At 36.1% G+C, this 13,763-nt stretch carries 9 protein-coding genes, 1 pseudogene and 1 CRISPR repeat array (1 of these 11 only partly in view); of the genes and pseudogenes, 8 read left to right on the top strand and 2 right to left on the bottom strand.

All coding sequences use genetic code 11. The annotated features are described in order from the left end of the window. Positions 1-387: 387 nt before the first annotated feature. From J5U23_RS08310 to J5U23_RS08280, 7 genes and pseudogenes are all read left to right on the top strand, one after another. Positions 388-537, top strand: a pseudogene (locus J5U23_RS08310) (DUF1404 domain-containing protein); the annotation flags it as partial. Between the two features lie 202 nt (positions 538-739). Further along, complete coding sequence (gene csa5, locus J5U23_RS08305; RefSeq protein WP_218257791.1) at positions 740-1,228, top strand: type I-A CRISPR-associated protein Csa5; 489 nt, start codon at positions 740-742, stop codon at positions 1,226-1,228. A gap of 2 nt (positions 1,229-1,230) precedes the next feature. After that, positions 1,231-2,166: a type I-A CRISPR-associated protein Cas7/Csa2 gene (cas7a, locus tag J5U23_RS08300; protein WP_218265842.1), complete on the top strand. Its 936-nt coding sequence runs from the start codon at positions 1,231-1,233 to the stop codon at positions 2,164-2,166. Beyond that, entirely contained in the window at positions 2,167-2,958 is a 792-nt protein-coding gene (gene cas5a / locus J5U23_RS08295; protein WP_218257789.1) for a type I-A CRISPR-associated protein Cas5a, read from the top strand. Next, on the top strand, positions 2,943-3,914 hold the full coding sequence (locus tag J5U23_RS08290; RefSeq protein ID WP_218265841.1) for a CRISPR-associated protein: 972 nt from the start codon (positions 2,943-2,945) through the stop codon (positions 3,912-3,914). The genes cas5a and J5U23_RS08290 overlap by 16 nt, the downstream gene beginning before the upstream one ends. Then, positions 3,911-5,557 carry a CRISPR-associated helicase Cas3' gene (cas3, locus tag J5U23_RS08285; RefSeq protein ID WP_218265840.1) on the top strand — a complete coding sequence of 549 codons (1,647 nt, stop codon included), beginning with the start codon at positions 3,911-3,913 and terminating at the stop codon, positions 5,555-5,557. Before J5U23_RS08290 ends, cas3 begins: the two co-directional genes overlap by 4 nt. Next, positions 5,554-6,198 (top strand): CRISPR-associated endonuclease Cas3'', encoded by a 645-nt coding sequence (locus J5U23_RS08280; RefSeq protein ID WP_218265839.1) that lies wholly within the window; start codon positions 5,554-5,556, stop codon positions 6,196-6,198. Before cas3 ends, J5U23_RS08280 begins: the two co-directional genes overlap by 4 nt. A gap of 43 nt (positions 6,199-6,241) precedes the next feature. Here the strand turns inward: J5U23_RS08280 and cas2 are convergent, their stop codons facing one another. Together cas2 and cas1 are read right to left on the bottom strand one after the other, a co-directional pair. After that, entirely contained in the window at positions 6,242-6,547 is a 306-nt protein-coding gene (gene cas2 / locus J5U23_RS08275; RefSeq protein WP_218267520.1) for a CRISPR-associated endonuclease Cas2, read from the bottom strand. A gap of 1 nt (position 6,548) precedes the next feature. Continuing rightward, positions 6,549-7,451 carry a CRISPR-associated endonuclease Cas1 gene (gene cas1, locus J5U23_RS08270; protein WP_218265838.1) on the bottom strand — a complete coding sequence of 301 codons (903 nt, stop codon included), beginning with the start codon at positions 7,449-7,451 and terminating at the stop codon, positions 6,549-6,551. A 202-nt stretch (positions 7,452-7,653) separates the two neighbouring features. Between cas1 and cas6 the strand changes: the two genes are divergently transcribed. Beyond that, positions 7,654-8,439, top strand: coding sequence for a CRISPR-associated endoribonuclease Cas6 (cas6, locus tag J5U23_RS08265; RefSeq protein WP_218265837.1), 786 nt, complete (start codon positions 7,654-7,656; stop codon positions 8,437-8,439). A 57-nt stretch (positions 8,440-8,496) separates the two neighbouring features. Beyond that, a CRISPR array of direct repeats spans positions 8,497-13,763; the repeat unit is 25 nt; unit sequence CTTTCAATTCCTTCTAGGATTATTC (it continues 415 nt past the right edge of the window).

The raw sequence follows: 13,763 nt of genomic DNA, 5'->3' as shown, positions 1-13,763 counted from the left end.
TATAGTGTTGAAGTACAGAGTAACTAAAGAATGATTTAAGTAACTTTAAGTTTAGGCTGATATACTCCCCAGTTAATTTGCCTAGAGAGTATTAAATTGTTACAATGTTTTAACTTTTCTCATGATATTATTATTATACATAAAAGTCTAGAATTTTCTATCTTACAATTTATATGATTTCTCGCTATCAATACCAGTTGTTCTAATTTTCCTCGGTAATATAAGATTTTCAGTACTGCCGATAAAGTTTTTAGTCTAGCGTTTGGTTAATTAAAAATATGAGGAGAAACTCCTCAGGTTAGTTGAGATATGTTTGGTTGATGCACTAGGTTCAATGAAAATCTTTAAGCTACGTTAAAGTAGAACAACAACTGCTATCTAGTTTACTTCTCCGGAATATTTGTCGGTTATAAGTGCTTTAAGGGAGACGAAATTTCTTTAGCACTTGGATTGATATCACCTATCTTGTGGCACTTACATTTTTTCGCATTAGGATTGAGAAAAATCCTTTTTACTTTAATTCCTTCTATCCTTTAATCAAGTTTATTTTACTACTTGATGTTCTGCATGTTATTTAATGAGCTTATGAGATTTGCGTAAATATATTTATCTATACTTTTTCGCGCATAGGAAAAAATAACGTAACATATTTATCGTAAAATGTGAAGTTTCTTTTCGTAATACAAAACGTTTAAATAATGGGCAATATTTAAATACTGGAAAATACAAGTGATTTCCTATGGAAGTGTCAGAACCAGTTGCGGAAACTATCTCGAAAAGGTTTTGGGCATTAATAAAGATGTTGAGGTTCTACGTTGTGCTTAGGAGGTTTGGCTACATAGACCCCTTAATATATTCCATTGATCCGAAGCAAATAAAGGATGTGTTGTCAGAAGCATTGAGGGAATTCGTTTCTTATACTTCCTCTTCATCTAGTAGAAGCATTGTTATTAATGATGATCCGAAAAATCCGGTAACCACTCAAGCCCCTTGTCTAGTTGTAGCTAAGAGGGAGGAGATCCCCCAAAACTTCCCCAATATTTATCGATATACAATTTACAAGATTGATAAATCTAGTGAGTACTGTATTTCCCCTCTTGTTGTAAATGATAAGTACGCTACACTTATTACACCTAATGAGTCAATTATAAAGGAATTTTTTGATAAATTAGATTCAAATATTCAATACGCTCGAGTTTTAGCCTCACTTGCAGTTGGAGGTGAATAATTATGTGGATATCCTTTTCCGTTAGGTATTTGGTAAACGTGGAAGATCTAAATAACGTAGAGTCTGCAGGGAACTACGTAAGGCATAGGAGGGCTCCATTAGTCTTTAAGGAAAAGGACTCCTACACGGTAACATATGTGCCAGCGGTTAGTGGAGAAATGATAGCACATGGGTATCAAATGAATCTAGTCGAATTAGCACTTCAAAGAAATCTACCAGTAGATAATTTAGCTAAGCAGGGAATATTGATAAAGAGGGGTTCTGACGATAAGGTTCATGAAGGTACTAAATGTGATGATAAAAAAGGGTCGGATTACGAACTCTGCGTTATTGATGAGGATGTAGTCGAGGACGTTGCAGGATTCATGAATCCAAACAAGCTAGTTAAGAGAACTTCAAATATAGCCTTTAGTTACATGGTTCCTGCAATAGATGCAGTTAAAGCTTCAACAATATCTTCCCAATTTCACGTTAGGTATGCTAATAAGGAACTAATGGATAAATACAAGAACGAGAATATTCAATCCCTATATAATATCGAAACCGCGAGCGCATCTTATGTGCTTACAGGTTATTTGAACGTTAACAGTATAGGAAAGACACAAAATTATCCCGTAAAGGAAGTTGATAAGAAAAAGGATAGGGAAAAGGTTGCATTGGATGCCTTAATGATAACTTTAACGCAATTCCTATTTGGCGCAAAGTTGACTAGATTTAAGCCCATAGTGGAGATAGAGGCCTTATTTGTTAGCGCTTCAGAGAAGCCTTTCAATCTACCGCCCGTAACTGGAGACATTAAGAAATACATAGACCTTGTTAACTCCACAACTGATTCCTTCGCTAAAGTGTTGAATATTAAACGACCCGTAGTAAAGTACTATCTAAAGGAGGAGAAAGGTAACGTCAACACGCCGATAGATGCGTTTACGGTAATGTAGATGAAAGGTGTTGTTATTTTCGGTATTCACCATTGGGGTTTTTCAGTTAGAGTTCCCAGAACTTCCGCAGGTGGAAGTTCTTATATCGTTCCTCCCATAACTACTATTTTGGGTGCGTTAAGTAGAGGTTACTGTACTGATTACGCTGTTAAGAACAACGTTTCTTGTACTAAGGAGTTCATAGATAAATTCTCATCTGATCTCTTCTGGGTTACTTACGGTACTGAGGAACATATGCTAATGCCCTATTCAGATCTCTTGAGGGAGGAGAGAGTACCATATAGACAGTCAAAGAATAGAAGTTTGGACCACGTAAGTGATTGGTTTGGAGTTTCAGCTTTTGGAAAAGTTTACTGTGAAAGCGTAAATTTTAGCATATTATTACTACTGAATAAGGAAAATTCCGAATTCTGGAGTAAATTGGGTTGGCAAATAATATCATTAGGTACAAAGGAGTCGTTAGTTACAATAACTGATGTAAAGGTAGTTGACGTAGAGGAAAGCAGCGATGAGGACATTTATACAATATACTATATACCGGCAGAATGTCTAACAAATACAGAAGAGTTTGAAGTAGTGAACATGCCCGTAAAGAACGTGTATGAGCTTTCCAGTAAGCCGAGTATTGGAGCTTTCTCAAATTTCTTAGTCCCAAGGAAGACTCCATTTATAGGAGGAAAAGTAAAGGTTAAGAAGAGTGATGTGAGAGGGGACATATGCAAAGTTTATAAAATGGCTGATAAATACGTGATAACCCTTAAGGAGGGATTAGGGAGATGGTATTCAAAATAAATCTCCCATCTGAGGGATTATTTGCTAGAAGTCTAGTGGTAAGTGAACTATTAGGTTTACAAAACGTTGGGATTAATATAGATGACGATGTAGCAAATATAGAAAGGGAAGAAGAGTTTAAGGACAATTTGAAGAACGAATTAAGCCAATTTAAAGTCGTATTCAACAAGCTAAAGACGTATAAAAAGAACTACACAAACGAAGTAAACCTTGCAGAGAAGATCTTTAACGGTGACGTTGAGGAGTTCTTTAAAGAGGATAATGAAGAATACTTTTTACCTTTAATCTTCCCGGAAATCATGGAGGCTGAAAAGTGGTTCGGTGGCTGGAGCGGGAGTGGAAAGGGGTCTAAAAGAACTATTGGAGTTAATAGACAGTCCTTTATTCTGTCATTGTTGAGTTTAGGAAAATATCAACTAGTTAGCTATAGGGCAGCTAAAGAACAAGTCACGGTTTTAGCTTTAGTGGATACCACAGTGATGTCAGATATGTGTAAACCCTCCAAGAAAAAAGAGCTCAGAGTCCAATCAAATTTAATAGGTCAACTATCTCACATTAGTAGATTGCTTATATTCTCAACTGTGTTGGATGAGCAAGGTTGTCAAGAAGTACTCTTATTAAAAGAGGGAACACATAGAGCGGAAATATACGAGAGAAATCCACACACATCTTTAAGGCCATTAATTCGCTTCTGGACTTTAGTGGATGACGATAGTGTGGAAAGGAGGATCACCAGTCTAGCTAACCAATCTCCGGACTCACTTAACAAGGTGTCAAATTACATCTTTGAGGGAATTAAGGGTACGTTATCACCGGTAGAAGTAACATACATGATTGCTAGGGATACGTATTTGAAGGATGAGCAATCGCCTCTCACCTCATGGGATATTAAGAAAATAAGAGAAGCATTGGAAAAGATGAGAGTCGAGATGGAGGAGGTATACTCATCCACATGAGGAAGGGAATACAGAAAGTCTTGGACATTCTCAACTGTCGTGATAATTCAATTTATTATGAATGTGAAGACGTAAACTTCATCCTAACGTTCCCAACTGGTTACGGAAAGACCACGCTTTCTTTGGAAATTGCACAAATGATTGACTTAAAGCCCACTCAAAACTTCAGTAGGTTAATCCACGTTGTTCCTACTAGGTCTTTGGCAAGGGATATTCAGAATTCCGCTTTTGAAAGAGGACTAAGATTCGCAGTTCAATACTCCTTCACTCCCTCTCACATAAAATCCCCACTTTTCTTAGCGAAGTTCATCATAACGACTTACGATTCGTTCTTGCTAAACTTGTACAAGGCGTCAATAGGAGAGCCTTTCTCACATCACGGTCATTACGATTTGCCCAGATTTGGAATATACACTTCTCTAGTACACTTCGATGAGTTCCACTTAATGAATGAGGGAAATTCATGGACCTCTCTGTTAGGGGCAGTTAGGCACTTATCTAAAGTTGGAGTGAATATGATACTCTCATCAGCTACACCTAGTAGGAGCGTGGAGGAGGAACTAATCAGAATGATGGAGAACCGAAAAGTAGTTAGGTTGGCGGTTGTAAACGAATACGGCGAATCCGTGAAAAATAGAAATTGCGTGAAAGTTAGTGAAGGTTACTACGAGTGTAAAGTGGGAAGCGTGAAGTACACTAGCGTAGAGGTGGAGGATAAGATGAAGGTCCCTAATATAAACATTAATTTTCTTGATGAAGAGGATGAGGTATTAGGAGTAGTTAGGAGAAATAAGGATAAGAAAATTATGGTCATAGTGAACACTGTTGATAAGGCAATAATGCTTTACGAAAAGTTAAGGGATTTATCTCCTTGCTTAGTACACTCGAGGTTTAAGATAGGTGATAGGGATGAGAAGTTGAGAAAGGAGTGCAATATTATAATTGCAACTCAAGTCATTGAGGTTGGCGTTAACATTTCCTCTGAGATGATGATAACTGAACAAGCTCCAATAACCTCTATTGTACAGAGAGTTGGTAGGTTATTAAGAGATAAAGAAAAGGATAAGGGGGAACTTTACATATGGAAGAGCGGGAATTATTATCCCTATGACAAAGACGAAGTTGAAAACACTGTTAAGGAGTTAGAAGGTACGAAAAACGACATATCCTTAAAGTTACCTTCAAGTTACGGAGAAATTGTAGATAGAGTTGTAAAGCCTCCAAGAGGGGACCTTAATTTATTAAAAGAGCTAGATAATATAGCGGAAAACTTATTCGCAACTAAAGGGGACTTAGAAAAATTACTTGATAGGTATTGTAGTCTAACTAACTCGTATGTTATAAACGTAGCGTATGATACTCCAGCTTCAGAGAGGGATCTAATTCCACTTGACGGGGATTTGGCACTTAAAATAGCTGTTAAGGGTAATGATTGTGTCTACGCTTACGTAGAGGAATACATGCCAGAGAAAAAGGTAGAGCTTGATAAGGTAAATGTAAGGGAAACTTGCGTTGAAATAACAAAACCTTGTAGAGATTATAGGAAAGTCTTTCATGATGAAGATAAACGCTATATAATATACGCACTGAAGATAGATAAAGAACTTTACAATGAAGAAACTGGGTTGAGGTTGAAGAAATGACTTGTTGGGCATTTTACGGAATGGAAACGATTAAACAACATAGTTTAGGTATACTCAATTTCTTTAGGGATAACTTCTCCTATATCATTCCAATTATATCATATAGGACTGGGATTGATAAGGAAACGGTGAGGAAGAGTGTTGAGATAGGCGTTTCCCTTCACGACATAGGTAAAACGTCTAAACAATACGATAGGAGCTATTTCGGCCATGAATTTTATAGTGGGTATCTCGTTTACAAGATCCTACGAGAGTGTTGCGATTCAGAACTAAAACCGTTAGTTGCCCTGGCTGCAATGAGTCATCACCAAGGGATGGGGGGTAGAACGTTAAACGAGATGATATTGAAGGGGAATTACACGAGGATTCCTTCACCTTACGAGTTGAGGGAAGAATGCAGGGATGATATTGTAGAAATACTAAGAAAAATTGGTGTGGAAATAAAGGATTTCCCTCAAAAGGTTACTATAAGTGACGTTAAGAGTTGGTTTCAAAAGTTGAACATTAAGTGGAAAAACTTATACGTTATAATCCTCGGACCGTTAATGGTATCTGACACAGTTGTGGCTAACAAGAATAGGGGAGGGGATCAGTACAACAGAATAATAGAGGAATACGAGAAGTGGATAAAAGTTAAGTAATTGATTAGTTTTTAAAATCTACTAACCATGAAACCGAATCCCTCTACCACACAACGTTACTTTTCTCCTCTCTTTCACTTCCAGAGTAACCTATCACAATCCTCTCTCTGAATTGGTTTTCAGTTATTGGAACAATAAGTATGAAAAATCTCTCATCCTCTTGAAGCTTCTTTCTATTGCCTATCATTTTCAACCCAGCCTCGACGTCCTTAAGCCTAGACGAGTTTAAATCCCCCATAAACACACTATATTGTATTCTATCCAATCCCTTCTTCTTCAAGAACTCGGCAACCCTATTCCTAAGATTATCATCAGTAATATCGTAAAATATTAGGTAAAGCATTACGATTTCACTTCGCTAGGTATGGTCTGTATTCCTCATCATTCAGTATAGCGTTAACTAACCTCCTAGCTTGAGTGTAAATCTCGTCCTCCTTCATGTCAGAGAATAAAGAGTAGAGTGTTTTCAAGTCAGTTACCTTATCCGCACTCTCCCTCGCCAATCCAATTAGCTTCCTATCAACAAAGGGACTCCTAAACTCCTCCATTAAGTCAAACACTAACGATATTCTACCACTTCTGAACTTGTGTAAAAACCCTATGTACGGGTTTAATCCAACTGATATCACCGCACCCCAAACGACTTTCCTCAGCATTCCATAACCTATATTCAAAGCCCTATTAAAGGGATCTAAGTTATCGCTAACCCTCTTCCTCCTCCCCTTAAATCCCAAGGACTTAGGCAGTAAAGACTTAACTCCCCTCCAATAAACCTTAGCAGCCTCAGCCTCTTTTTGCATCACATCCTCAGCGGTGTTAACGAGCGTGATTTCCCTAGCCAATCTATCCATCTCTTGACTCATTAGATCATACCCGTATTTCCTCTCATAATACCTTAACGTAACCCATTGGTTGTGAACTTTACCGTAGATAAACGCCTTTGCGAATTGGACTTTTCTCCTCTTCCAAGCAGTTAACTGTTTCAGCCAAACCTTAAATGAACCGGCGTATTTCGCAGGGATTAGCTTTGCATAAGGTTCATGGTTGTTGAAGAACACTATTTCTATTCCGTACTCGTTTGCGACCTTTACCACTTCAGATGAAATGGAGGAGTTCGTTAGAACGACTATGGAGTGGAGTTCTGTAGGGGCAATAGACCACTTCACTTGATCCTTTATCTTACAAGTTATTAACCCCTTCTCGACCTTTAAATAGGCACCGTAATCCTTAACGAACGCTATTTTCTTATCCATAGGTAAATTTGGTATTACCTCTTTAAAAATAATTATGTAAAGTTCTAGACTATAATTTAGGTACTCATTTCTCCTTCGTTTAGGTTTTCGGCAGATATAGTCACAGTTCCGTTTATGATGCGTTTAAAACTCTTCTCCGTGGATACTTATGAGCCATTATTTCGAGTTAAGTTTAAAGTTACGTTAATCCATTTAATATACTGTGATTTACACACTTACATTCCGATTAAAACCCTCAAACGACGTAATTGTCCCACCTTTCACTTCTAAGCTCAGTAGGACGTTATTCTTACCTTTTTCCCCCACGTACTCGAAGATTATAGAGAGTAAGGAGCCGAACAAACCCTTGAGGATAACTGTTGTAAAGGATCAAGGCAGACCCTTGTACTCAAACGGGAGGAGTAAAGTGGTACTAAAGGCAGAGAACACCTACACCTTTATCGTAAATACTCTGTTGGAGGATGTGGTAAAGGAGGTAATAAGGGCTGAGAGCGTCAATAGGGAAATTTACAACACTAATTTTCACGTGGAGTTGGAAAACGTTTCAGTAAAGGAAAACATCATGGTTGAGGAGGCCAGGTTTTACGTAGTTCACTTCAAGACGCCTACGCTTTTACAACCCCCTAGGCCTAGGATGAAAAGAAAGGAGAACAGGTATGTGTTATTCCCTTACGTCCCACTTCTCTTCTACTCCATAGCCTCCCACTGGAATAGATATATGGATAAGAAGATTGTGGGAGTTACCGGTAGTAAGACGTTATACTACTTTAGAGAGGTGAACTATAGGATAAGACCGATGACTACTTATTACGGAAACATACCCAATAAGGGATTTGTAGGATGGGCTGTGTTTGAGTTGAGTGCTAGAAAAGGCAGTAAGATAAGGGAGAACGTTAGAAAGCTATTGGATTACGTAAATTACTTCGGCGTGGGAAAGAGTAGGAACATTGGCTTTGGAGAGGTAGAAGTAAAACCACTTAATGGTTAACGAAACGCTATTTTCTCACTCTAATAGAGGATTATTTTACTTAGGCTCTATTGCGTACCTTCAATTCCTTCTAGGATTAATCCTACATCAACTACTGCAATACAGAGTATAAACAGTACTGCTGAAACTCTTTCAATTCCTTTTAGGATTAATCAACGTAAACGTAACTACTCCTCAACCACAAAACGACAAACTTTCAATTCCTTCTAGGATTAATCTTGAATCATTCATTTTTTTATACTCCAAACGTTTATTCTTTCAATTCCTTCTAGGATTAATCTTTCTATAATTAAACCGGCACAAAGGTACTTGAAGTAATCTTTCAATTCCTTCTAGGATTATTCACCGTAGTAATAAAAGTCAATCCGCTCCAACTCGATGACCTTTCAATTCCTTCTAGGATTATTCTTGATGATAATTATCAATAATATCGCTAAACTTCAATACTTTCAATTCCTTCTAGGATTATTCCAGAGGAAAGAATGAAATATATTTAACAATTTATTTCTTTCAATTCCTTCTAGGATTATTCGCAAGAGTTGAAAAAATAAAATTTTAATTAAAAGGGCTTTCAATTCCTTCTAGGATTATTCCCTAGTGAATTAAAAGGGTACTATTATTACCTACAAAACTTTCAATTCCTTCTAGGATTATTCAATAGCGTGTAATAGAATTGATAGCGTAGAGGCATTGTACTTTCAATTCCTTCTAGGATTATTCAGAGTTCTGGAAAGAGGAAGAGGCCCGAAATGCTATGCACTTTCAATTCCTTCTAGGATTATTCGGATGTGAGTGAATTGAAGTACAAAGCTAACACGGTCGTCTTTCAATTCCTTCTAGGATTATTCTTGACGGGTTTGGATTGTCCCTCGGAAGCGGGGTTTTGCTTTCAATTCCTTCTAGGATTATTCAGGAAGAGAAGCAAAACAATAAAATAACAAATAAAGAAGTCTTTCAATTCCTTCTAGGATTATTCACGATGATTTGATATGGGATTTCCTTAAAAACGAGCTAATCTTTCAATTCCTTCTAGGATTATTCAAAGAATATGACTTTGGCGACGGCTTAATATTATCTTCCTTTCAATTCCTTCTAGGATTATTCTGTTTCCCAACTTCTTCCAAACGATATCAGTATGAACTTTCAATTCCTTCTAGGATTAATCTCTGCGGTATATGAATTTGAGGTTGTACAATAGGTTGTCTTTCAATTCCTTCTAGGATTATTCTTAGATTTTTTAGATGCTACGCCAAAAATAGTTAAAATTCTTTCAATTCCTTCTAGGATTATTCTTGGTATTGGTTTTGTGTGTTAATAGATAGTTAATAATCTTTCAATTCCTTCTAGGATTATTCGGAAACTTCAAATTTACAGCGACATCCCTCACTGGGCAGGCTTTCAATTCCTTCTAGGATTATTCAAATTAACATGATGAAAAATGAATCTTGAAAAAGCAGACTTTCAATTCCTTCTAGGATTATTCCGGGAAGTTTAAATATTTCACAATCTCAATATGCCTTTCAATTCCTTCTAGGATTATTCGAATGACAAAATGGCTTATTACACTTATAAATTTTACTTTCAATTCCTTCTAGGATTATTCGTACCAGTATTATGCATGGAGGAGAATTATGAAATTCGTCTTTCAATTCCTTCTAGGATTATTCCATATACTCTTACTATGTTTATTACCAACGGTAATGCTTTCAATTCCTTCTAGGATTAATCTTCACAAACTTAGGAAGTAGTTCTGGTACTTTCGGCATCTTTCAATTCCTTCTAGGATTAATCAAAATACAATATTTCCCAGTGAAATTGGGATATGTGTACTTTCAATTCCTTCTAGGATTAATCTATAAACATTTCAGGCTTTTCACTTATAATTTTCACCGCTTTCAATTCCTTCTAGGATTAATCCGCATTTTTATTTAGTTATAAAGGAGGCAGAGAAAAACTTTCAATTCCTTCTAGGATTAATCCACAAATTCGCAGTATTTTCAATCAAAGCTAGCTTTTGACTTTCAATTCCTTCTAGGATTAATCGTCATCTCATCGCTCATCTTCATCTTCTCGGCTATTTCCTTTCAATTCCTTCTAGGATTAATCCACAAAAAGAACGTCAAGATGTTTATTTTCTAGTAAAAAGTCTTTCAATTCCTTCTAGGATTAATCATCGTAAGGTATCTGTGTTAAAATATCATAAAGTTGTTCATTCTTTCAATTCCTTCTAGGATTAATCTAAACTTAGTGGTTGAACGGGTGATGGTGTGCCGTTTGTTCTTTCAATTCCTTCTAGGATTAATCCACGCAAGCAATTAATCGGATTTATGGGTATCGTTACCTTTCAATTCCTTCTAGGATTAATCAGGGAATTACAGTGGTGGAAGCCGGGAGAGGGATGGATCGGCTTTCAATTCCTTCTAGGATTAATCGGTATATAAATTTAAAGTAGAAGATGAGGAGGCAATGAGCTTTCAATTCCTTCTAGGATTAATCTTGCATCTTATAGGATTCAGAAGTCATGAAGCTGAGAAATCTTTCAATTCCTTCTAGGATTAATCTAATATTTCCGTCAGGGCTGATGATCTCAACTATTCTATCACCTTTCAATTCCTTCTAGGATTAATCCCATTTCGGTGTAGATAAATCTGGGGCATCCAGTGATGTCTTTCAATTCCTTCTAGGATTAATCAGTACAATAAGTTGCCTGAGTTGCCGACTGACATTGACTTTCAATTCCTTCTAGGATTAATCATAAAGATCAAAGCGATATAGGTAACGAATTTCATGATCTTTCAATTCCTTCTAGGATTAATCAATCGATTGGTATGTTGTAACACTTTTTGATAGTAATTCCTTTCAATTCCTTCTAGGATTAATCAACGAGATAGTGTATTTTGACGACATTGATGAGGACCTTTCAATTCCTTCTAGGATTAATCACATATAGTAAATTAGAGGTGAAAGGTGTGGGACAAGACTTTCAATTCCTTCTAGGATTAATCTCAATGCAGAACTTTGCTAATATCGTGTCCTATCTGACTTTCAATTCCTTCTAGGATTAATCATAGATTAACATTATATTTAGGACTAGATATAATAAACTTTCAATTCCTTCTAGGATTAATCTTGTGATTGCTGCTGACGATACCAATTTTACTTTAAGTTCTCACTTTCAATTCCTTCTAGGATTAATCACTACCCACACTAAACCCACCACTGCTATTAATAAAATACTTTCAATTCCTTCTAGGATTAATCAATTAGAATGCAAGAACGATACAGAATTAAAAATGTATTCTTTCAATTCCTTCTAGGATTAATCCTGGACTTGCCATTTACTCACCTTATTCATCTATATGAATTCTTTCAATTCCTTCTAGGATTAATCAAACCAATGTTAGTCCCCGACTTCTCTTCAGCTATACCATTCTTCTTTCAATTCCTTCTAGGATTAATCAAAAGTCTGCTAGACCATCCGAAGTTTAAGATAATAAACTTTCAATTCCTTCTAGGATTAATCATATCAAGTAGGTGTGGTTGGAGCGAAGAGTGATAAACAACTTTCAATTCCTTCTAGGATTAATCGACAGTTGGGGATGCGATATTAATTGATGATAATCCCTTTCAATTCCTTCTAGGATTAATCTCCAATAGTTTTCTTATTGTAAACCGCAAGAGTATATAATCTTTCAATTCCTTCTAGGATTAATCGAGGTGTACCGAATAAATATTGTGATTGAAAAAAGCTCTTTCAATTCCTTCTAGGATTAATCAAAATTTCTTCAGTTGAGCGATTTTTTCAACTTCAGAAAACTTTCAATTCCTTCTAGGATTAATCCAATTACTAAATTCAAAATTTCAAGACTTGAGAGTTTAGCACTTTCAATTCCTTCTAGGATTAATCACAGTAAATTTGCATATCCGATTATCGTTGAACTAAGAACTTTCAATTCCTTCTAGGATTAATCCATTCAGGGCATTCCTGAATATGTTTCCACACCTGATCTACTTTCAATTCCTTCTAGGATTAATCATTCACATGAGAAAGATGAGGGTTCTCAAAGTGCCAAGCTTTCAATTCCTTCTAGGATTAATCGGCACTTTCATAGTCCCATCTTCTTCTATAATGTCATATCTTTCAATTCCTTCTAGGATTAATCAAAATTTTTTTAATGAACGCATTTTTATCTAGTTATAAACTTTCAATTCCTTCTAGGATTAATCAAGACTGAGCGTTTTATAGTCCTTTACCTATGGAGCTTTCAATTCCTTCTAGGATTAATCAGGCATTAACATTAGCTGCGAACGGTACTAGCGCTGTAACCTTTCAATTCCTTCTAGGATTAATCGAGCTAACAAAACTTAGAGATGATATAAAATACTTATCTTTCAATTCCTTCTAGGATTAATCTCTGCCTTTATAGTATATGTGTGTTTCGTAGTACTTCTCTTTCAATTCCTTCTAGGATTAATCAAGAAAGGAAACAGAAATAATATTTGGGGAATATCATTCTTTCAATTCCTTCTAGGATTAATCGACTATGATATAATAGATATTCTTGCCACCCTTTATCACTTTCAATTCCTTCTAGGATTAATCTCCCAAGTCATCATTAAGTATCCAGAATGCAGTGCCTTTCAATTCCTTCTAGGATTAATCTAGGAGAAATATGGGACAGCTTTACGCCGAAATGAATCTTTCAATTCCTTCTAGGATTAATCATCTAAGGTTCAGCGTGTACAAAAGCAATTTAGGAAACCTTTCAATTCCTTCTAGGATTAATCAGGATTTTTATTTGGACTTTATATAGATGAAGTAAGAAAAACTTTCAATTCCTTCTAGGATTAATCAATTCTTATACTGCAAGATAAAGGATGTTGTAGTCTGGACTTTCAATTCCTTCTAGGATTAATCGGATCTGGTTTTAGTTAAGCGTTTTGCCAACTTAATCTTTCAATTCCTTCTAGGATTAATCCTTAAAATGTCATTTCTTGTCTCGCTTCTTGAACATGGACTTTCAATTCCTTCTAGGATTAATCCAAATCGAGGAAAAAAAGGAAGGAGGTGAGGAGTACTTTCAATTCCTTCTAGGATTAATCAACGACATTCTGAACGGCATTTCAAGCGTAGGGAACTTTCAATTCCTTCTAGGATTAATCTACCTTTTGGGTTTTGAGCTTGTGCCAACTTTTTGCACCTCCTTTCAATTCCTTCTAGGATTAATCTAAGTTATGTTGTTTTAACAATTTTTTAATCTCTATCTCCTTTCAATTCCTTCTAGGATTAATCAGATTGCATAATCTTTTTTGATGACAAATGA

It is taken from the genome of Saccharolobus shibatae B12 (genome assembly GCF_019175345.1).
In the GTDB taxonomy this organism is placed as follows: Archaea; Thermoproteota; Thermoprotei_A; order Sulfolobales; family Sulfolobaceae; genus Saccharolobus; species Saccharolobus shibatae.
This window is presented reverse-complemented; position numbering and strand designations above follow the sequence as displayed.